The 19,871-nt window shown below is 29.4% G+C and carries 22 protein-coding genes; 14 read left to right on the top strand and 8 right to left on the bottom strand.

Features of this window, described 5'->3' with window-relative positions:
- Window position 1: 1 nt before the first annotated feature.
- Window positions 2-478 (bottom strand): crossover junction endodeoxyribonuclease RuvC, encoded by a 477-nt coding sequence (gene ruvC, locus CAMP5118_RS01510; RefSeq protein WP_039619511.1) that lies wholly within the window; start codon window positions 476-478, stop codon window positions 2-4.
- A 123-nt stretch (window positions 479-601) separates the two neighbouring features.
- On the opposite strand from ruvC, the gene dnaA reads away from it, so the two are divergent.
- From dnaA to CAMP5118_RS01470, 8 genes are all read left to right on the top strand, one after another.
- Window positions 602-1,930, top strand: a complete 1,329-nt coding sequence (gene dnaA, locus CAMP5118_RS01505) for a chromosomal replication initiator protein DnaA (RefSeq protein WP_087684857.1) — start codon at window positions 602-604, stop codon at window positions 1,928-1,930.
- Window positions 1,931-2,062: 132 nt separating this feature from the next.
- Complete coding sequence (gene dnaN, locus CAMP5118_RS01500; RefSeq protein WP_337216433.1) at window positions 2,063-3,130, top strand: DNA polymerase III subunit beta; 1,068 nt, start codon at window positions 2,063-2,065, stop codon at window positions 3,128-3,130.
- Window positions 3,131-3,139: 9 nt separating this feature from the next.
- A complete protein-coding gene (gyrB, locus tag CAMP5118_RS01495; protein WP_263679304.1) occupies window positions 3,140-5,458 on the top strand; it encodes a DNA topoisomerase (ATP-hydrolyzing) subunit B in 2,319 nt (772 codons plus the stop codon).
- A gap of 8 nt (window positions 5,459-5,466) precedes the next feature.
- Window positions 5,467-6,462: an adenosine deaminase gene (locus CAMP5118_RS01490; RefSeq protein ID WP_337216432.1), complete on the top strand. Its 996-nt coding sequence runs from the start codon at window positions 5,467-5,469 to the stop codon at window positions 6,460-6,462.
- Entirely contained in the window at window positions 6,459-6,986 is a 528-nt protein-coding gene (locus CAMP5118_RS01485; RefSeq protein ID WP_337216431.1) for a hypothetical protein, read from the top strand. The genes CAMP5118_RS01490 and CAMP5118_RS01485 overlap by 4 nt, the downstream gene beginning before the upstream one ends.
- 26 nt (window positions 6,987-7,012) lie before the next feature.
- A complete protein-coding gene (gene queF / locus CAMP5118_RS01480) occupies window positions 7,013-7,399 on the top strand; it encodes a preQ(1) synthase (protein WP_263663678.1) in 387 nt (128 codons plus the stop codon).
- A gap of 52 nt (window positions 7,400-7,451) precedes the next feature.
- Window positions 7,452-8,093: an outer membrane beta-barrel protein gene (locus CAMP5118_RS01475; RefSeq protein ID WP_337216430.1), complete on the top strand. Its 642-nt coding sequence runs from the start codon at window positions 7,452-7,454 to the stop codon at window positions 8,091-8,093.
- A 9-nt stretch (window positions 8,094-8,102) separates the two neighbouring features.
- On the top strand, window positions 8,103-8,312 hold the full coding sequence (locus tag CAMP5118_RS01470; protein ID WP_039617052.1) for an alkylphosphonate utilization protein: 210 nt from the start codon (window positions 8,103-8,105) through the stop codon (window positions 8,310-8,312).
- A gap of 13 nt (window positions 8,313-8,325) precedes the next feature.
- On the opposite strand, the gene thyX is transcribed toward CAMP5118_RS01470, so the two are convergent.
- The gene (gene thyX / locus CAMP5118_RS01465) at window positions 8,326-8,958 is read right to left on the bottom strand and encodes an FAD-dependent thymidylate synthase (protein ID WP_337216429.1); all 633 of its coding nucleotides are present in this window, start codon (window positions 8,956-8,958) and stop codon (window positions 8,326-8,328) included.
- 101 nt (window positions 8,959-9,059) lie between these two features.
- Here thyX and CAMP5118_RS01460 point away from each other — a divergent pair, with 101 nt between their 5' ends.
- The 3 genes from CAMP5118_RS01460 to CAMP5118_RS01450 all read left to right on the top strand — a co-directional run bounded on the left by CAMP5118_RS01460 (window position 9,060) and on the right by CAMP5118_RS01450 (window position 12,905).
- Window positions 9,060-10,697 (top strand): CTP synthase, encoded by a 1,638-nt coding sequence (locus tag CAMP5118_RS01460; protein ID WP_087699096.1) that lies wholly within the window; start codon window positions 9,060-9,062, stop codon window positions 10,695-10,697.
- A complete protein-coding gene (recJ, locus tag CAMP5118_RS01455) occupies window positions 10,687-12,258 on the top strand; it encodes a single-stranded-DNA-specific exonuclease RecJ (RefSeq protein ID WP_337216428.1) in 1,572 nt (523 codons plus the stop codon). The genes CAMP5118_RS01460 and recJ overlap by 11 nt, the downstream gene beginning before the upstream one ends.
- A 68-nt stretch (window positions 12,259-12,326) precedes the next feature.
- Window positions 12,327-12,905 (top strand): lytic transglycosylase domain-containing protein, encoded by a 579-nt coding sequence (locus CAMP5118_RS01450; RefSeq protein ID WP_263679297.1) that lies wholly within the window; start codon window positions 12,327-12,329, stop codon window positions 12,903-12,905.
- A 9-nt stretch (window positions 12,906-12,914) separates the two neighbouring features.
- On the opposite strand, the gene prfA is transcribed toward CAMP5118_RS01450, so the two are convergent.
- The 6 genes from prfA to rsmA form a co-directional block, all read right to left on the bottom strand.
- Window positions 12,915-13,982 carry a peptide chain release factor 1 gene (prfA, locus tag CAMP5118_RS01445; RefSeq protein ID WP_263663683.1) on the bottom strand — a complete coding sequence of 356 codons (1,068 nt, stop codon included), beginning with the start codon at window positions 13,980-13,982 and terminating at the stop codon, window positions 12,915-12,917.
- Between the two features lie 6 nt (window positions 13,983-13,988).
- Complete coding sequence (rpsT, locus tag CAMP5118_RS01440) at window positions 13,989-14,252, bottom strand: 30S ribosomal protein S20 (RefSeq protein ID WP_039617063.1); 264 nt, start codon at window positions 14,250-14,252, stop codon at window positions 13,989-13,991.
- A gap of 83 nt (window positions 14,253-14,335) precedes the next feature.
- A complete protein-coding gene (locus CAMP5118_RS01435) occupies window positions 14,336-14,476 on the bottom strand; it encodes a hypothetical protein (RefSeq protein ID WP_337216427.1) in 141 nt (46 codons plus the stop codon).
- A gap of 63 nt (window positions 14,477-14,539) precedes the next feature.
- Entirely contained in the window at window positions 14,540-15,301 is a 762-nt protein-coding gene (locus CAMP5118_RS01430) for a pseudouridine synthase (protein WP_263679295.1), read from the bottom strand.
- Between the two features lie 9 nt (window positions 15,302-15,310).
- The gene (locus tag CAMP5118_RS01425; RefSeq protein ID WP_412175502.1) at window positions 15,311-17,269 is read right to left on the bottom strand and encodes a ribonuclease J; all 1,959 of its coding nucleotides are present in this window, start codon (window positions 17,267-17,269) and stop codon (window positions 15,311-15,313) included.
- Window positions 17,229-18,056 (bottom strand): 16S rRNA (adenine(1518)-N(6)/adenine(1519)-N(6))-dimethyltransferase RsmA, encoded by an 828-nt coding sequence (gene rsmA / locus CAMP5118_RS01420; protein ID WP_263679292.1) that lies wholly within the window; start codon window positions 18,054-18,056, stop codon window positions 17,229-17,231. The genes CAMP5118_RS01425 and rsmA overlap by 41 nt, the downstream gene beginning before the upstream one ends.
- A gap of 91 nt (window positions 18,057-18,147) precedes the next feature.
- Between rsmA and CAMP5118_RS01415 the strand changes: the two genes are divergently transcribed.
- From CAMP5118_RS01415 to CAMP5118_RS01405, 3 genes are read left to right on the top strand one after another with little or no spacing between them, the layout of a single operon-like run.
- Window positions 18,148-18,681, top strand: coding sequence for a purine-nucleoside phosphorylase (locus CAMP5118_RS01415; protein ID WP_263679291.1), 534 nt, complete (start codon window positions 18,148-18,150; stop codon window positions 18,679-18,681).
- 8 nt (window positions 18,682-18,689) lie between these two features.
- A complete protein-coding gene (rlmN, locus tag CAMP5118_RS01410; RefSeq protein WP_263682834.1) occupies window positions 18,690-19,760 on the top strand; it encodes a 23S rRNA (adenine(2503)-C(2))-methyltransferase RlmN in 1,071 nt (356 codons plus the stop codon).
- Window positions 19,757-19,855, top strand: coding sequence for a hypothetical protein (locus CAMP5118_RS01405; RefSeq protein WP_087685297.1), 99 nt, complete (start codon window positions 19,757-19,759; stop codon window positions 19,853-19,855). The genes rlmN and CAMP5118_RS01405 overlap by 4 nt, the downstream gene beginning before the upstream one ends.
- The last annotated feature ends 16 nt before the right edge of the window (window positions 19,856-19,871 follow it).

Genomic DNA, 19,871 nt, shown 5'->3' with positions numbered 1-19,871 from the left:
ATCACTTTTTTACTCTCAAATTTGCTAAATGCGTCAAAGCCACCGCAATAGCATCTGTGATATCAAGTGGCTTGATATCTTTTGAAATTCCAAGCAATCTTTTCACCATAAAAGCTACTTGTTCTTTAGTAGCTTTTGCTTTACCTGTTACGGTTTTTTTCACTTGTAAAGGTGTGTATTCTGCAAATTCTCCATGAGTTTGTAAGATTTTTAAACTCAAAGCTCCACGAAATTGTGCTAACTTTAAAACCGTTTTTGGATTATAAGCAAAAAATATATCTTCTATAGCTACCTCATCAAATTGATGATTTTTAAAGATTAGATCAAGTCCTTCACATAATTCTGTGATTTGATACTGTAAATCATTAGGTTTGATTTTGATAAGCCCTGCTTCTATGAGTTGATTTTTATTATTTATTCTTTCTACAATAGCATATCCACAATATCTAGAACCAGGATCTATCCCTAAAACTTTCAAACTTTTCACCTTTTTATTCACATAGATGTGAAATTTAAATTTTTATGTGAATAATTTTAACCATTTTTTATAAAAAATAAGCTAGAATTTTAAGTTTTACATCATAAATTTATAAGAAAAATAATGAATATAAAAGATTTTTTACTTGAGTTTAAAACTGAAATTAGTAATAACGAATACAATACTTACATTTCTCACTTACAATTTAGTGAAAAATTAAGTAAAAATAATATCTTAGTATTTATCGCACCAAATCATTTTTTGGCTAAATTTATACAAACAAAATACGCACAAAAACTAGCTTATTTTTATGAAGTAAAAACAGGGATTAATCCTCAAGTTAAAATCATCACAAATGATCAAAAGGTAGAGAAAAAACATTTTTCTACAGATATTTCACAGATTAAATTTCAAAGCACTATTTTAAATCCTTCTTTTACTTTTGAAAGTTTTGTTGTAGGAGATTCTAATCAATTTGCCTATGCAACTTGCAAAGCTATTACCGATAAAAGTAAACTTGGAAAATTATACAACCCTATCTTTATCTATGGCCCTACAGGACTTGGAAAAACTCACTTGCTTCAAGCTGTCGGAAATGTGTGTTTGGATAATGGATATAAAGTTATTTATGCTACAAGTGATAATTTTATCAATGATTTTACCATGCATTTAAATAACAAAACCATGAGTAAATTTCATGAAAAATACAAAAATTGCGATGTTTTACTCATCGATGATGTGCAGTTTTTAGGTAAAACAGACAAAATTCAAGAAGAATTTTTCTTTACTTTTAATGAAATCAAAGAAAAATTTGGACAAATCATCATGACAAGTGATAATCCTCCAAATATGCTAAAGGGCATAACAGAACGCTTAAAAAGTCGTTTTGCAAACGGGATCATTGCAGATATCACTCCACCTCAGCTTGATACAAAAATCGCAATTATCAAGAAAAAATGCGAATTTAATGCTATTTATCTCAAACCTGAAGTCATAAGCTACATCGCTACTTCAATGGGAGATAATATCCGAGAAATAGAAGGTATGATTACAAATTTAAATGCTCAAGCAAGGCTTTTTAACCAAGAAATCACTTTAGAAATTGTTAAAAGCTTTATGAAAGATCACATTAAAGAAACAAAAGAAAATATTAGTGTTGAAGATATACTTGCTGATGTTTCAAAAAGCTATAATCTTAAACCTAATGATATAAAATCAAACAAAAAAACACAAAATATCGTCATGGCAAGAAGGGTTGTGATATTTTTAGCAAGAGAACTTACGACTATGTCTATGCCTCAACTTGCTAGATTTTTTAATATGAAAGATCACACCGCCATTTCACATAATATTAAAAAAATTCAAGAACTAATGAGTGAAAATGAAAACTTAAAAGCCATAGTAGAAGAATTAAGAAATAAAATTTTGACAAAAATAAAAAGCACCCTGTGAATAAAAGTGAAAAACAAAAAATTTTATTCTACGAGTAAAATTTCTATAAAAAAAGACTTTTAAAAAGCATTTCACATTTTCACATTGCCTATTATTATGATAAAATAAATTTAAAAAATAAAGGAAGTAAAAATGAAAATTAGCATTAACAAAAACACTTTAGAATCTGCCATAGTTTTAACTAATTCTTATGTAGATAAAAAAGACTCAAGCAATATCGCTTCTCACTTACTTTTTGAAGTGGTTGAAGATAAATTAATCATAAGAGCAAGTGATTATGAAATAGGTATTAATTATAAAATCAAAAAAATCAAAGTTGAAAGTGCAGGTTTTGCAACTGCTAATGCTAAAAGTATTTTAGATATTATAAAAAGTTTAAATAACGAAGATGTAGTCTTAGAAACCATAGAAAATTTCCTTTTTATTAGACAAAAAGGAACTAAATATAAACTTCCTATGTTTAATTATGAAGATTTTCCAAATTTCCCAAGCACAGAAGGAAAAGATAAATTTGATATTGATTCAAGTGATTTAAGTAGATCTTTGAAAAAAATCCTACCTGCAGTTGATACAAATAATCCAAAGTATTCTTTAAATGGTGCTTTACTTGATATAAAAACTACTCACATCAGCTTTGTAGGAACAGATACTAAACGCTTAGCAGTTTTTACACTAAATAAAACAAGTGAAAAAGAATTTAACCTTTGTATTCCTAAAAAAGCTATTTTAGAAATGCAAAAAATCTTTTTTGAAAAAATTGAAATTTATTATGATGAAAATATATTGATTGCAAAAAATGATAATTTTGAGTTTTTTACAAAACTTATCAATGATAAATTCCCTGATTATGAAAGAGTAATTCCAAAAAATATTACAAAGGAATTTATTTTTAAAACTGAAGAATTTATGGATGCATTGAAAAAAATCAATGTAATCACTGAAAAAATGAAATTAAATTTCCATAAAGATAAACTTGTATTTGAAGGTATTAGTTTAGATAATATGGAAGCAAAAACTGAACTTGAAATGGAACTTAATATAGATGAGGAATTTAATCTTTGCATTAAAAATAAATTCATCACTGACTTTTTAAATTCTATTGAAAGTGAAACATTTAAACTTAGCATAAATGAACCTCATATGGCATTTTTAGTTTCAAGTGAAGAATTACAAACTGTAATTATGCCAGTTATTTTATAAGGAAAATAAATGCAAGAAAATCAAAATTACGGCGCAGGAAATATTAAAGTTTTAAAAGGCTTAGAAGCTGTTAGAAAACGCCCTGGTATGTATATAGGTGATACCAACATAGGCGGTCTTCATCATATGATTTATGAAGTAGTAGATAATTCTATCGATGAAGCTATGGCAGGTTTTTGTGATACAATCAATGTAGAAATTACTACAGAAGGCTCTTGTATAGTAAGTGATAATGGTAGAGGAATTCCTGTGGGAATTCACCCTACTGAAAATATACCTACTTTAACTGTAGTTTTAACCGTACTTCATGCAGGTGGAAAATTTGATAAAGATACTTATAAAGTTTCAGGTGGTTTACACGGGGTTGGTGTAAGCGTTGTAAATGCTTTATCAAAAAAATTAGTTGCTACAGTACATAGAGATGGAGAAATTTACAGACAAGAATTTTCAGAAGGTAAAGTCACAAGTAATTTTGAAACCATAGGTAAAAGTAAAAAAACAGGGACAATCATAGAATTTTGGCCAGATGATCAAATTTTCGAAGTGACTGATTTTGATTATGAAATTTTAGCTAAAAGATTTCGTGAACTTGCATATTTAAATCCAAAAATTACTATAAATTTTAAAGATAACCGCGTAGGAAAAGCAGAAAGTTTTCATTTTGAAGGTGGTATAAGTCAGTTTGTTACAGATTTAAATAAAAAACAAGCTTTAACTAAAGCCATATTTTTCAATGTAGATGAAGAAGATGTAAATGTCGAAGTAGCATTGCTTTATAATGATAGTTACAGTGAAAATTTACTTTCTTTTGTAAATAATATTAAAACTCCAGATGGTGGAACGCACGAAGCAGGTTTTAGAATGGGCTTAACTCGTGTTATAAGTAATTACATTGAAGCAAATGCTAGTGCTAGAGAAAAAGATTCTAAAATCACAGGTGATGATGTAAGAGAAGGTTTGATAGCAGTAGTAAGTGTTAAAGTACCTGAACCGCAATTTGAAGGACAAACTAAAGGAAAATTAGGTTCAAGCTATGTTAGACCTATAGTTTCTAAGGCTTCTTTTGAGTATTTGACAAAATACTTTGAAGAAAATCCTATCGAAGCAAAAGCTATCATGAATAAAGCTTTAATGGCAGCTCGTGGTAGAGAAGCAGCTAAAAAAGCTAGAGAATTAACCCGAAAAAAAGAAAGTTTAAGTGTAGGGACTTTACCAGGAAAATTAGCTGATTGTCAAAGTAAAGATCCAAGTGAAAGTGAAATTTATTTGGTTGAGGGTGATAGTGCGGGAGGTTCTGCAAAACAAGGTAGAGAAAGAACTTTCCAGGCGATTTTACCTTTAAGAGGTAAAATACTCAATGTTGAAAAAGCAAGACTTGATAAAATTTTAAAAAGTGAACAAATTCAAAATATGATCACAGCTTTTGGTTGTGGGATCGGTGATGAGTTTGATATAGAAAAACTAAGATATCATAAAATCATTATCATGACCGATGCTGATGTGGATGGTTCTCACATACAAACTTTACTTTTGACATTTTTCTTCCGCTTTATGAATGATCTTGTAACAAATGGACATATTTATTTAGCTCAACCACCTTTATACCGCTATAAAAAAGGCCAGAAAAAAGAAATTTATCTAAAAGATGAAAAAGCTTTAAATGATTATTTGATCGAAACAGGTATAGAAAGTTCTACTTATGAGGGCATAGGATTAAATGATTTAAAAGATTTTCTAAAAATCGTTGCAGCTTATAGAAGTGTTTTAAAAGAATTAGAAAAAAGATTTAATGTAATTTCAGTGATTAGGTATTTGATAGAAAATCCTGATTTAATAAAAGCTTCTAATGAAGAATTATTTAAAGTCATAAAAGAATTTTTAGAAAAACAAAATCACAATATCTTAAATTCATACATCAATGAAAATGAAATTCGTGTATATGTACAAACTGAAAATGGTTTAGAAGAGCTTATCATCAATGATGATTTATTTGCTAATCCTTTATATGAAGAGGCAAATTATATTTATCAAAAAATCAAAGATAGAGATTTAAAATTTGATAAAGACATTTTAGAAATTTTAGATGAAGTTGAAAAAAATGCTAAAAAAGGTGCTTATATACAACGCTATAAAGGTCTTGGTGAGATGAATCCTGAACAACTTTGGGAAACAACTATGGATCCAAGTAATCGTCGTTTATTAAAAATTACCATAGAAGATGCTCAAAGAGCAAATGATACTTTCAACCTTTTCATGGGTGATGATGTAGAACCACGCCGTGAGTACATACAAGCTCATGCTAAAGATGTTAAACATTTAGATGTTTGATTTTTAAAATGAAAACTTTTTTACAAAATGTCCCAAAAGTAGAATTACACTTACACATTGAAGGCTCATTAGAGCCTAAAATGATGTTTGAATTAGCTAAAAGAAATAACATTGTTTTAAAATATAAAAGCGAAGATGAGATAAAAAAAGCTTATGATTTTTCAAATTTACAAGATTTTTTAGATATATATTATCAAGGTGCAAATGTCTTACAAACCAAGCAAGATTTTTATGATTTAACCTTTGCTTATATGAAAAAGTGTAAAGAACAAAATGTAGTTCATACTGAAATTTTCTTTGATCCTCAAACTCATACTACTAGAAATATACCTTTAAAAGATGTTATAGAAGGAATTTGGCAGGCTTTACAAAAAGCAAAAGAAGAATTTGGAATTTCAAGTTTTTTAATTGCTTGTATTTTAAGGCATTTAAGTGAGAATGAGGGTTTAAAAACTTTAGATGAGCTTTGTTTATATAAAGATAAAATCAAAGCCATAGGACTTGATAGTTCTGAACTTAATAATCCTCCTTTTAAATTTAAAAATTTATTTCAAAAAGCTAAAGAAGAAGGTTTTTTGTTAGTTATGCATGCGGGTGAAGAAGGAAGTAGTGAGTATATCAAACAAGCTTTAGAGCTTGGTGTAAGTAGAATAGATCATGGAATAAGATGTGAAGAAGATTTAGAGCTTGTAAAACAATTATCAAAAAGTCAAATTCCACTAACAATGTGTCCTTTATCAAATATAAAATTAAAAGTTTTTCAAAATATGCAAGAACATAATATTTTAAAACTTTTAAGACAAAATCTTTGTGTTTGTGTAAATTCAGATGATCCAGCGTATTTTGGTGGATATATCTTAGAAAATTTTATAGCCTTAGATGAAACTTTTAAGTTTAGTAAAGATGAGGTTAAAAAACTTTGTATTAATGCTGTAAATGCTTCTTTTTTACAAGAAAATGGAAAAGAAAATTTAAGAAAGCTAATTTTTAATTTTCAAGAATGATTTTTTTAATTAGCGGAGAAAGTCATACAGGTAAGACCTTGCTTGCTCAAAAACTTCTTGAAAAATTTTCTTATCCTTATTTGAGTTTAGATCATCTAAAAATGGGTTTGATTAAAGGAATGAAAGATTTTCCTTTTAAAGTAGATGAGGATGAAAAAATAGCTGAGTTTTTATTTCCTATTGTAGATGGTATAATTCAAACTTGTATAGAAAATAAACAAAATTTAATCATTGAGGGAATTTATCTTACTTCTAAAAGAGTTCAAAAATTTAAAAATAATTCTTTAATAAAGATATTTTATATTATTTTTTCAAAAGAATATATCCTACAAAATTATAAATTAATATATCAAAAAGAAAATATTATAGAAACTCGTTTAACCAGTGAAAAAGAAAATATAAATATTTTAATATCAAATCATCAGTATTTAAAATCACAATGTGAAAATTTTAATTTACCTTTTTTAGAAATCAAAAAAGACTATGAAATTGAAATTCAAAAAGCTTTTGAATTTTTTGTATAATTTTAATTTTAAATAGGAGAAATTGTATGAGATATGGTGAAAAAGAAATCAAAGAATTTAGTGTAGAAAATATGGAAGTTTGGCCAAATGATGCTAAAAATGATTATGTGATTAAAATCACTTTGCCTGAATTTATGTGTTGTTGTCCACGTAGTGGATATCCTGATTTTGCTACAATTTACTTAGAATACATTCCAAATAAATTAGTAGTAGAACTTAAAGCAATCAAACTTTATATTAATACCTTTATGTATAGAAATGTTTCACATGAAGCAAGTATTAATGAAATTTACAATACTTTAAAAGATAAACTTGATCCAAAATGGATAAAAGTAGTAGGTGATTTTAACCCTCGTGGTAATGTGCATACTGTGATTGAATGCAGATCTGATTTAGTAGTACCACAAAATTAAATTTTTATTAAAATTAAAAAGATATATTTAATCTTATTTTAAGGAGCAAAATATGAGATTAAAATTATTTAGTCTAGTTGCAAGTGTTGCTTTGGTTTCAAATTTAGCTTTAGCAGATGAAAATTCAGGTTTACTTTTAGGTATTGATGCGGGATGGTTTCATACTAAGGTAAAATCTGATCTTGATAATACTAAAAATAACAAAAAATTTAATGGTGATTTAGAAGGTGATGTTCCTGTTTTTGGTTTAAGAGTTGGTTATCGTTTTAGTGAAAATCATAGAATTTATGGTGCTTATAATTATTCAAGCGAATTTAGTGATGTAATCAATACACCAAGATTAAAAATTGATGGAGAATTTACCACACATAAGTTTTTACTTGGTTATGATTTTACTCCAAAAATTTTTGAAAAAACAAGAGCAGTTTTAGGTGTATATGGTGGTTATGCAAGAACGGATATGACTTTAAAAACAAACTTTTTATCTTTATCTCAAGACTTTGATGGTTATACTTATGGAGCAAAAATCGGTGCTTTATATGAGTTAAATCAAGCAAACGAAATTGAGTTTGGTTTTAAAGCTGAACAAAGTCATTATAATACAAGAAATTTTAGTACTGCTAATTCATCAAACTTTTACGATCCTAAACAAACAAATTATGGTTTATATCTAGGATATACTTATAAATTTTAAGGAGAATATATGCCAAAAGATGCAAATGGAACTGAGCTTAATGCAGGTGATAGTGTAAGTGTTGTGAAAGATTTAAAGGTTAAAGGTGCAAGCACTACTTTAAAGCGTGGCACGACTATAAAAAATATTAAACTTACAAACAAAGACACCGAAATTGAAGCTAAAGTAGATAAATTTGGTGTGATTGTTTTAAAAACTGAATTTCTTAAAAAAATATAGTAAAAATTCCCAATCAATCTTGGGAATTTTCTTCTTGATAAACACAATGTTTAAAAATAAATTGATGTTCCTCAGGCAAATTTTCAAATAAAGCATTTGCGAGTTGTCTTATCTCCCAAAGGGCTGATTTTGAGCTTCTTAGAGTAATAAAATTTTGCAAACTTCTTGCATTAATCGTTAAAGTTAATTCTGTTTTATAGCTTTCTGGTAAGCAGTATTTTGCTATGTCTAAACTAATGCTATTTTGCAAAATCAAACGCAAATTTTCTAAAGCTTTAATACTTGCATTATCTACTACTTCATTTCCAGTTAATACCAAGTATTTTTTAGCATTTTCAAAGTCATTTTCTTTAAATTCACTTTCATTTCTTAGTTCTTTTAAAGTATATCTTGTGCTTTTTACACTAGGACTAGTATGGCGGTGTCTTGCAACTTCTTGTAAGCATGCTCTTGAAATACCTTGTATATAAAAAGTATAGTTTAAATGCTCTAAGGTTGAAGCATGTTTGAATTTATTTCCCACACGATCTATTAATTCTTTATCTTTTTCGCCACCACAATCGCCTTTGTCAAAACTTTGCCAACATGTTCTTGTCGCATGAGAGCATACAGAAAGTGGAGTATGGTTTAATAATGTGATTTTCATCGAAAAATTCCTTCAAAAATAATTGAATTTTACACAAATGTTTATAAAAATAAAATTTTTTATTCGTTATAATTTCAAAAAAAAGAAATTAAGGTTATTTTATGAAATTAAAACAAACTAAGTATATTTTTGTAACCGGTGGTGTTTTAAGCTCATTAGGAAAAGGTATAGCAGCAGCTTCTATAGCTACGATTTTAAAAAATTCAGGTTTAAAAGTAAGTATTTTAAAAGCAGATCCTTATATCAACGTAGATCCTGGTACTATGAGTCCTTTAGAGCATGGAGAAGTATTTGTTACAGATGATGGAGCTGAGACAGATTTAGACTTAGGACATTATGAGAGATTTTTAAATGAGAGCTTATCTCAAGATAATAACTTCACAACAGGTAGAGTTTATCAAAGTGTTATAGAAAAAGAAAGAAGAGGAGATTACTTAGGAAAAACCATACAAGTAATCCCTCATATAGTTGATGAGATAAAAGATCGCATTAAAAAAGCCGGAGTTGATAAAGATATTTTAATCGTTGAAATAGGTGGCACAGTAGGAGATATAGAAGGCTTACCATTTTTAGAAGCTATTAGAGCTTTAAAGCTTGAAGTGGGTAAATATAACGCTATTAATATTCACTTAACTTTAGTGCCATTTATCAAAGCAGCAGGAGAACTTAAAACAAAACCAACTCAACATAGCGTGGGAGAATTACGCCGTATAGGTATAAGCCCTGATATGATCATTTGTAGAAGTGAAAAATCTTTAGATAGAGAGTTAAAAGACAAAATAGCAATTTCATGTGGGGTTGAAAAAAACTGTGTTATAGAAAGTGTGGACGCAGCTAGTATTTATCAAATTCCACTAAATTTCTTAAAACAAGATATTTTAAATTCTATTGCAAGTTTATTAGATCTTCAAAATTTAAAGCCAAATATGAATGAATGGGATTCTTTAGTAAAAAGAGTCATCGCTCCAAGTAATGAACTTAGCATTGCTTTTGTAGGAAAATATGTAGATTTAAAAGAAAGCTATAAAAGTTTAACAGAAGCCATTATTCATGCAGGTGCAGCACTTGATGCGAGAGTAAATTTAAAATGGATCGATAGTGAAAAATTAGAAAATGCAAATATCGAAGAAAGTTTTAAAGATGTAAGTGGGATTTTAGTAGCAGGTGGTTTTGGTTACCGCGGGGTAGAAGGAAAAATCAAAGCCATACAATATGCAAGAGAAAATAAAATTCCATTTTTAGGAATTTGTTTGGGTATGCAACTTTCTTTAGTGGAATTTGCACGCAATGTTTTAAAACTAGAAGATGCAAATTCTCATGAGTTTAATCCAAATTGTAAAAATCCTATCATCTTTTTGATTGATGAATTTATTGACGCAAGTGGGGAAAAGCAAATTAGAACAAGTAAAACTCCACTTGGTGGAACTATGCGTCTTGGGGCTTATGAGTGTCATATCAAGCCAAATACACTTTTAAGTAAGGTTTATGATAATCAAAAAAGCGTAAAAGAACGCCACCGCCACCGTTATGAAGCCAATCCAAAATACAAAGAAATGTTTGAGAAAAATGGGCTTATTATAAGTGGGGAAAATGAAGGTTTAGTTGAGGCTGTGGAACTTAAAGATCATCCATTTTTCTTAGCAGTGCAGTTTCACCCTGAATTTACTTCACGCTTAGTTAGGGTTAATCCGGCTATTTTTTCTTTTATCAAGGCATCTTTAACAAATCATGCTAAATAAAGCCAAAATAAAAGAAATTTTACACCAGCGTTTTATCAATGATACACATGTAAAGCTTTGTGATTTACCTATGCCATCTTGTTTAAAAGATGTCTATAAGGGTGCTTTACGTATTAAAGAAGCGATTGAAAAAAATCAAAAGCTTGCTATTGTTGGAGATTATGATGTAGATGGGGTGATTTCTTGTGTGATTTTATCTGAATTTTTTGATGATATCGGATATGACTATGTGGTAAAAATTCCAAATCGTTTTAAAGATGGATATGGTCTAAATGAAGAAATCATCAATGAACTTAATGGGGTAGATTTAATCATCACTGTAGATAATGGTATAGCAGCTTTTGATGCAGCAGAGCTTTGTTTGCAAAAAGGAATTGATTTAATCATTACCGATCATCATATGCCTCCAGCTACTTTACCAAAAGCTTATGCGATTATTAATCCTAAACAACAAGATTGTGAATTTCCTGATATTGAAATTTGTGGTGCTCAAGTGGCTTGGTATTTAGTTGCTGCTATAAAAGAAGTATGTAAAATTAATTATAATATGTGTAAATTTATAGAGCTTTTATCTATCGCAATTATCGCAGATATGATGGAGCTTAGAGATTTAAATAGAGCCTTAGTCAGAAAAGGCATAGAATGTATTAATGATTCAAAACGAGTTGCATTTAAAGCTATCAAGCAGTATTTTGGTAAGGATAAATTTGAGCTTGATAATATTAGTTTTTTAATTGCACCTTTAATTAATAGTGCAGGAAGAATGGATGATGCGATTATTTCTTATAAATTTTTACATTCTAAAAATATTGATGAGGTTATGGGTTATTTAGAACAAATCATTACTTATAATAATAGCCGTAAAGATGAAGAACGTGAGCTTTTTAAGCAGTGTTTAGAACAAGTTGATGAAAATGATCCTGTGATTATTGTCAATGGCCAAAATTGGCATGAGGGTGTTTTGGGTATAGTTGCAAGTCGTTTAGCAAAGCATTTTAACAAGCCTGCCTTTGTTTTTTCAGAATGTGAGCAAAAGGCTAAAGCTAGCGTTAGAAGCGTGGGTAGGATAGATATTTTAAATGTTATAGAACAAGCTAAAGAATTTGTTTTAAGCTATGGCGGGCATAAAGGTGCAGCTGGAGTTTTAGTAGAGCTTGAAAAATTTGGTGTTTTTAAAAGCAGGCTTTATGAAATTTGTCAAAATATCCCTAAAGATGACTTTTATAATGCTGATGAGGTTTTAGGTAGTATTGATCCAAATGAAGTTGATTTTGAACTTTTAGAGATATTAGAATTTTTTGAGCCTTTTGGGCATAAAAATCCAAGGCCATATTTTAAATTTGATAAGCTTTTTGTAAAAAATAAAAGAAAGCTAGGTAAAGATGAAAATCATATGAAGCTTATTTTAACTCAAGGAAATAAAACTCTAGAAGCTTTATTTTTTAATTTTGACTATGAGCCAGAGCTTGGAGAAAGCATTGATCTTATAGCTAGTGTTTCTAAAAATAATTTTAGAGGATTAATCACCCCACAACTTACTATAAAAGAAATTCTTAGATAATTCATTAACTTAGCTACATAGTTTTTATTTATAAATTTGCTATAGTATAAGTAATATAAAGGAGTAAAATGTTAAAAAATTTTTTATTATTAGTAGTATTTTTTAATTTTACTTTTGCTTTTGATACAAAAATTTTTATAGGCGATACTTATATACCTGAAGATTTTTATAAGTACGATAAAGACTTTAAAACTGCAGCTAGAAAGTACAATATACCGACGGCTTTACTCAAAGCCATAGCTTTAACAGAAAATGCAGCTTATAAGCATAATATCACTAGCAAAAATAAAAATCAAACAAGAGATTATGGCTTAATGCAAATCAATAGCATTCATTTAAAACGCTATGGGATTAGTGAGAGTGAGATTGTAAAAGCTAGTGTAAATATTGACATAGCAGCGAGATTACTTCATGAGATTATACAAAAACATGGCTTTAGTTGGAATGCTATTGGAAGGTATCATTCAGCAAATGATAAATATAAAAATATTTGGCTTGATAAAGTGATGAAAAATTTAGTTGCTATAGTTTTAAAAGATAGTAAAGATCTTTTTATAATGGAAAAATTCAGAGCTTTTAAACTTGCTTCTCTTTTGATAAATGTGGATAAAAAACAATATAGAATTTTATTAGCAAGTAATAATTAAAACAAGAAATTATAAATTTTCTTGTTTTAAAGCTTCTGCTTGGTAATAAGCGATTAATGGCTCGATGATCTCATCAAAAAGACCACCTTCCAAAATCGCATCAAGTCTATATAAAGTAAGATTTATTCTATGATCGCTAATTCTATTTTGAGGGAAATTATAAGTGCGTATGCGTTCGCTTCTATCACCGCTTCCAACTTGAGATTTTCTTGCCTGGCTTTCTTTTGCTAAGCGTTCTTGTTCTTGCATTTCAAAAAGTCTTGCTTTTAAGACTTTCATAGCACTTTCTTTGTTTTTATGCTGGCTTTTGCCATCTTGATTTACCACAACTATACCTGTTGGAATATGAGTAATTCTTACAGCACTATCTGTGGTATTAACACTTTGTCCACCATGACCGCTACTACGCATTACATCGATTTTTAAATCATTTGGATTGATTTGAATTTCAACATCATCAACTTCTGGCATAATAGCCACTGTAATAGCTGAAGTATGAACTCTACCTTGAGATTCTGTTTCAGGTACTCTTTGAACTCTGTGCGTTCCACCTTCGTATTTTAGCCTTGAATAAGCTCCATTTCCTTTGATGAGAATGATAATTTCTTTAAATCCCCCTACACTACCCTCGCTAGAACTTACGATTTCGTATTTGTAATCACGATTTTCAGCATAGCGTATGTAGGCTTTTACTAAGTCTCCAACAAATAAAGAAGCTTCATCTCCTCCTGTTCCAGCACGAATTTCTAAAAATATATTTTTATCATCGTTTGGATCTTTAGGCAATAAAAGAATTTTTAATTCTTCTTCAAGTTGTGGCTTTAAGACTTCGAGATTTTTAAGCTCTTCTTTTGCAAGCTCCCCTAGTTCTGCATCAGATAAAAGAATTTTATTTTCTTCGATTTCATCTAAAGTTTTAAGGTATTCTTTTGCTTTTTCTACTATGGGTTCTAAATTCTTTTGCTCTTTAGATAGAGCTGTCATTTTAGAAATATCATTAGAGATATTAACATCGCTAAGAAGAGTATTTAGCTCATCAAAGCGTGTTAAAAAAGGTTTGAGTTTATCAGCTAACATTAAAAATTATGCTAATTTATTTACCAATAATGCTAATCTACTCACACGGCGTGATGCAGTTTGTTTTTTCAAAAATCCACGGCTTACCATAGCGTGAATGCTTTTATTAGCTACTTTTAGTGCATTTTGTGCAGCTTCTTTGTCATTGTTTGCTGCTGCTTCGCGAACCGCTTTTGTAATGTTTTTTAATCTTGTTCTATAAAATCTATTTCTTTCAGTTCTTTTGATAGTTTGTCTTGCTCTTTTTTCAGCAGATTTATGGTTTGCCATAATTTTCCTTTTTTATATAAATTAAATTGCTAATTATACAAGATTAAAATTAAAATTTAATTAATTTAAGTAATTTTAAAGTATCAATTAATCATATTCATGGCTTTTACTATGCAAGATTTTTGATCTTGACATTGATTTTCTAATTTTTCCGCAAGAGTTTCTTCATGTGTGACTGCAATAAAAACAATAATTACACTAAAAAGAGTAGTTAGAATTTTCATTAATTTTTCCTTTTTTAAATATTTTGAAAAATTATAAAAATTCTTTGTGGAAATAATGTGAATTTAATATTTTATATTATTTGTCTTTAAAAAATCGCGCAGTTTTTCGTACTCGCCATTTTCCAAATAACGATATTTTCCTGCTTTTAACATACCAAGATCTAATGCTCCAAAAGCTACTCTTTTAAGATCCATCACTTCTAAATCAAAATGCCCAAAAAAGCGTCTTAGTTCTCTATTTTTACCTTCATTAATGATTACTTTTAGCTTTGTATAGCCACCACTTGAGCCAAAAATTTCAAAGCCTAAAAATGGAGCAAAACTCATTGAGGTTATTTTGGTTTTAGCATGAGCTCCTTTTTTTTCATTTTGAATTTCTAAGCCATTTTGCATTGCTTCGATGACATTTTTATCTATATTACCTTTTACTTTTAGGTAATATTCTCTTTCTAAATCACTATGCATAAGCGCATCTGCTATCACAGGTGAATCAGTTAACAAAAGCAATCCCTCGCTTGCAAAGTCAAGCCTTCCCACGCTAAGCCAAGTGCTAAATTGTTTTGGCAGGGTATGATAGATGGTTTTTCTACCTCTATCATCTTTTTTACTAACTATTTCACCTTTTTGTTTATGATAAATGATGACTGAAAATTGTGTTTTTTTATGGAGTTTTTTACCATTGATAAAAACTTTATCTTCAGCATTTACACTATCACTTAGTAAGGCTGTTTTTTTATTGATTTTTACTAAGCCTTGCTTGATTAGCTCATCAGCCTCACGGCGAGAGTATTTGCTATTATGTGAGATGAATTTATTAATTCTCATAATTTTTCTTTACATCACAAAAATAGTTGGTACTATGGTTGGATATTTTTTGATTTTTCTAAAAATATGTTTTCTTAGTACTTGTCTAATTTGAGCTTCTAAAACTTTTGGATTATCTAAAATTTCATCTTTTACATTTGGGAAAAATTGACTTAAAACATCACTCATTTCTTTTGAGAATGCTCCGTCTTGTTTATCAGCTACCAAGCCATAACTAAATACTCTTGGTTTATTAATCAGTGTTTTACTTGCTTTATCAAGCTGGGCGATGATGACAACTATACCGCTATCTGCTAGTTTTTGTCTATCAATTACCACATCATCTGCGATTTGTTTGTTGATTTGATTATCTACAAAGACTTTTCCTGTTTTAACTGTTTTAACGCGTTTGATGTATTTTTGACAAAGCTCTACTTGATCCCCATCGCTCATTAAGTAGATGTTTCTTTCAGGTATACCACATTTTAGAGCAGTTTCTTTGTGTTTATTGATATGATTATACTCTCCATGCACTGGTAAGAAAAATTTAGGTTTTACCAAAGTTAGCATGAGTTTTTGCTCTTCTATACTAGCATGTCCGCTTACATGGATTTCGCTAAATTCTTGATAGGCTACTTTGGCCCCTGCTTTTAAAAGAAAATCAAGCACAGCAGAAACATTTGCTTCATTGCCTGGTATTGCTTTAGCTGAAATGATAACTTGATCGCTAGGTTTGATTTTGATAAATTTATGCTCATCTGTAGCCATTCTATATAAAGCACTCATGGTCTCACCTTGACTTCCTGTGGTAACAATTAGCACTTCGTTGTCTTTGTATTTGCTTACTTCATCAGCGTCAATGAAAATTTTTCTATCAAGTTTGATATAGCCAAGTTCCATAGTGGTATAGAGATTTCTTTCCATAGAACGCCCTATAACGCACACTTTTCTACCGTATTTTAAACCATAACTAATAGCTTGATATACACGGTGGATATTAGAGCTAAAGGTGCTCATGATTACTCTGCCTTTAGTTTTGGCAAAAATTTGATCAAAAGTAGGTCCTACGGAGCTTTCACTTTTTGTATAACCCTCTTTATATGAATTTGTGCTATCACTTAAAAGACAAAGCACGCCTTCTTCACCATATTGAGCTAAACGACTTAAATCCGTTGGATAGCCATCAATTGGTGTTTGATCTATTTTAAAATCGCCAGTGTGTATGATGGTTCCTGCTTTAGTTTTAATAGCCAAAGCACAAGCGTCGATGATAGAGTGGGTTATGTGAATCCATTCTAAGTTAAATTCACCTATTTCATAAATTTGTCTTTTTGTTATAGGTCTAAACCATTTACGCTCAGCTTTTAAACCATGTTCTTCAAATTTATTTGAAATCATACCTAGTGCTAAAGGTGTTGCGTAGATAGGAAATTGAAATTCTTTGAAAAAATACGGCACAGCACCAATGTGATCTTCATGGGCATGAGTGATGATGATAGCGCGAATTTTATTTTTAATTTTTCTTACATAGTCAAAATCAGGTATGATAATATCTACTCCATGCATGGTTCCATCTGGAAAACTCATACCTATATCAACGATAATCGCATCGTTGTTGGTTTCAAAGACAGTGATATTTCCACCGATTTCTCCAAGTCCACCCAAAGGTGTAATACGAATTTTATGTTCGCTTGAGTTGTTGTGTTTTAAAGGGTGAAGTCTTAGCTCGTGCATGATTTTATTAGCTTCTATGCTTTTAGCAAGTTCTATTTGCCATTCTTCATTACCACTTAATTTAGAAGGTAAATTTCTATTTTTTTTCTTTTTCTTTTTTTCTTCGCTAGCTTCAGTTTGAGTATTTTCTACTTTTGTTCCGTTTTTATTTTCGCTATTTTGATCTTGATTTTGTGAATCTTTTTTTCTTTTGTTTCTAAATTTATTAAATCTCTTAGTTTTGTTTTGCTCTTGAGTTTTGTTTTCTTCGCTCATAGTCATCCTTTAAATAGTCATAAATTTTAAGGTATGAATCAACGCTAATTTCATGAGCTCTTGAGGTAGAAGAGAGATTTAGTGCTTCAAATGCTTTTAAAATTTTTTCTTTTTTATTTTTAAAATTAGATAAGAGTTGTTTTCTAGGATTTTGAAAACAAGCTCTAAGAAATTCTTTAAAAGCTTCTATATTTTCACATTTTTGCTGATAATGAGTAGTTTTTATTAACTTCATTACAGCTGAAGTAACTTTTGGTGGAGGATTAAAGCTTTGTGGTTGTATATCAAAAAGCATTTGTCTTTGGCATATCAATGCACAAAGCACCCCTAAAGCCGAAAAATTACTTTCTTTTTCATTTGCACAAAATTTCTGTGCCACTTCTTTTTGCACCATTACTATAAGCCCAAGACAATTTTGATCTTCTAGGGCTTTTAAAATCAAATTTGTAGCAATATAATATGGTAAATTTGCTACCAAAAAGTACTCTTTATCGCTTAAACTTCCTTGATCAAAAGCATCACTTGCATTTTGATGGATAAGCTCAAAATTTCCACCTTCAATCTCATTTTGAAATTTTTTATTTAAAATAGGAATCAAATCTTTATCAATCTCATAAGCTCTAATATGAGCTTGTGGGATTTTCAAAAGTTCTTGCGTTAAATCACCTAAGCCAGGCCCAATCTCAACTATATTTTTAGTATCTTTGGGTATGGCTTGGATGATTTTATCTACCACGCTTTTATCACATAAAAAATTTTGCCCAAAATGTTTTTTTGCTTTTATCATAAATTTATTTTATCTAAAAAATATTAATTATAGCATTATTTTAAGCGCTAATTAGATAAAATTTGAATTATTTTTTTATAAAGGTTAATTTTTGAAAAATCTTATAGTATGTGCAGGAGGAAATGAGGATTTTAAATTTGCACAAAGTATTGGCATAGGTTTGGTTAATTCTGCTTTTTCTTTAGGTAAAATTTTAAGTCAAGTAAAAGTAGATAGAGTGATTTTTATAGGTACATGTGGAATTTACCAAGAAGGAAAAATTTTAGATATTTATGAAAGTTCTAACGCAGCGAATTTAGAATACGCAGATTTATTTGATAGTTTTTATACGCCTATAGCAAATGAGATTAGATTAAATGTTTCACATGAAACTATGATTAATTCTTCAAATTATATTTGTAAAGATGAAAATATCGCCCAAGAATTTTTTAAAAGGGGTGTACATATAGAAAATATGGAAGCATACGCAGTGCTTTCTTGTGCAAAAATGCAAGAGATAGAAGGAATTTGTTATTTATGTGCGACAAATTTTTGTAATGAATTTGCACATGAGGATTTTTTAAAAAACCATCAAAATGCAAAAGAATTATTAAAAGATTTTTTGTTAGATAAAAAACTTATATAGGAAAAAAATTGAGTGAATTAAAAAATATATTAGATTTTACTAAAGAAGAATTAGAAAATTTAGTCCAACCAAAATTTAGAGCAAAGCAAATTTTTGAATGGGTATATAAAAAATATGCAGATGATTTTTTACAAATGTCGTCTTTGCCAAAAGATTTTAGAGTGTACTTGCAAGAAAATTTTCATTTTTCACCTCTAAAATGTGTGAAAGATGAAAAAAGCAAAGATGGTAGTATAAAATATCTTTTTGAGCTTTTAGATGGTAAAAAAATAGAAGCTGTTTTGCTACCAATGAAAGAAGAACTTGTAGATGAAAATGGAAAAATCATCAAACATGCAAGATATACTATTTGTGTTTCCTCTCAAGTGGGATGTAAAAGTGGGTGTAGTTTTTGTCTTACTGCTAAAGGTGGTTTGAAAAGAAATTTGACTGCAGGAGAAATAGTAGGACAAATTTTATGGATTAAAAAACACAACAACATACCTTATGAAAGAAGGGTTAATATAGTCTATATGGGTATGGGAGAGCCTTTGGATAATCTTAAAAATGTTTCTAAGGCAGTTAAAATTTTAGCCGATAATGATGCCTTAGCGATAAGCCCTAGAAGACAAACTATAAGTACAAGTGGTTTGGCAAAGCAAATTAAAGAGCTTGGAGAAATGAATTTAGGTGTACTTTTGGCTATTTCACTTCATGCTGTAAATGATGAGCTTAGAAGTGAATTAATGCCTATTAATAAAGCTTATAATATAGCAAGCATTATGGAAGCGGTGAGAAATTTTCCTATAGATCAGCGTAAAAGAGTGATGTTTGAATACCTTTTAATTGATGGGATAAATGATAAAATAGAACATGCAAAAGAACTAGTCAAGCTCTTAAATGGTATAAAAGCTAAAGTGAATTTAATACTTTTTAATCCACACGAAGGAAGTTTATATAAAAGACCAAGTGTTGAAAATGCGGTTAAATTTCAAGATTATTTAAGTGCAAAAGGTGTTACTTGTACGATAAGAGAAAGTAAAGGACTTGATATTTCAGCTGCATGCGGACAGCTTAAAGAAAGGCAGAGTAAACAATGACTTTTTTAGATATAGCTCAGCTTATTTTTATAAGTATAGTAGTGATCATAGGACTTGGTGGAATTATTTATGTATTAAAAAATGAAGATAAATGATTGATATATCATATTG

Source organism: Campylobacter sp. LMG 7929 (assembly GCF_024723595.1).
Taxonomy (GTDB): Bacteria; Campylobacterota; Campylobacteria; order Campylobacterales; family Campylobacteraceae; genus Campylobacter_D.
Note: the sequence above shows the minus strand (reverse complement) of the source record. Positions and strands in the feature narration are given on the sequence as shown.

Coding starts and splice junctions, on each gene's coding strand:
- dnaA (WP_087684857.1), top strand. CDS start 602: ATGAATATAAAAGATTTTTTACTTGAGTTTAAAACTGAAATTAGTAAT.
- dnaN (WP_337216433.1), top strand. CDS start 2,063: ATGAAAATTAGCATTAACAAAAACACTTTAGAATCTGCCATAGTTTTA.
- gyrB (WP_263679304.1), top strand. CDS start 3,140: ATGCAAGAAAATCAAAATTACGGCGCAGGAAATATTAAAGTTTTAAAA.
- CAMP5118_RS01490 (WP_337216432.1), top strand. CDS start 5,467: ATGAAAACTTTTTTACAAAATGTCCCAAAAGTAGAATTACACTTACAC.
- CAMP5118_RS01485 (WP_337216431.1), top strand. CDS start 6,459: ATGATTTTTTTAATTAGCGGAGAAAGTCATACAGGTAAGACCTTGCTT.
- queF (WP_263663678.1), top strand. CDS start 7,013: ATGAGATATGGTGAAAAAGAAATCAAAGAATTTAGTGTAGAAAATATG.
- CAMP5118_RS01475 (WP_337216430.1), top strand. CDS start 7,452: ATGAGATTAAAATTATTTAGTCTAGTTGCAAGTGTTGCTTTGGTTTCA.
- CAMP5118_RS01470 (WP_039617052.1), top strand. CDS start 8,103: ATGCCAAAAGATGCAAATGGAACTGAGCTTAATGCAGGTGATAGTGTA.
- thyX (WP_337216429.1), bottom strand. CDS start 8,958: ATGAAAATCACATTATTAAACCATACTCCACTTTCTGTATGCTCTCAT.
- CAMP5118_RS01460 (WP_087699096.1), top strand. CDS start 9,060: ATGAAATTAAAACAAACTAAGTATATTTTTGTAACCGGTGGTGTTTTA.
- recJ (WP_337216428.1), top strand. CDS start 10,687: ATGCTAAATAAAGCCAAAATAAAAGAAATTTTACACCAGCGTTTTATC.
- CAMP5118_RS01450 (WP_263679297.1), top strand. CDS start 12,327: ATGTTAAAAAATTTTTTATTATTAGTAGTATTTTTTAATTTTACTTTT.
- prfA (WP_263663683.1), bottom strand. CDS start 13,982: ATGTTAGCTGATAAACTCAAACCTTTTTTAACACGCTTTGATGAGCTA.
- rpsT (WP_039617063.1), bottom strand. CDS start 14,252: ATGGCAAACCATAAATCTGCTGAAAAAAGAGCAAGACAAACTATCAAA.
- CAMP5118_RS01435 (WP_337216427.1), bottom strand. CDS start 14,476: ATGAAAATTCTAACTACTCTTTTTAGTGTAATTATTGTTTTTATTGCA.
- CAMP5118_RS01430 (WP_263679295.1), bottom strand. CDS start 15,301: ATGAGAATTAATAAATTCATCTCACATAATAGCAAATACTCTCGCCGT.
- CAMP5118_RS01425 (WP_412175502.1), bottom strand. CDS start 17,269: ATGAGCGAAGAAAACAAAACTCAAGAGCAAAACAAAACTAAGAGATTT.
- rsmA (WP_263679292.1), bottom strand. CDS start 18,056: ATGATAAAAGCAAAAAAACATTTTGGGCAAAATTTTTTATGTGATAAA.
- CAMP5118_RS01405 (WP_087685297.1), top strand. CDS start 19,757: ATGACTTTTTTAGATATAGCTCAGCTTATTTTTATAAGTATAGTAGTG.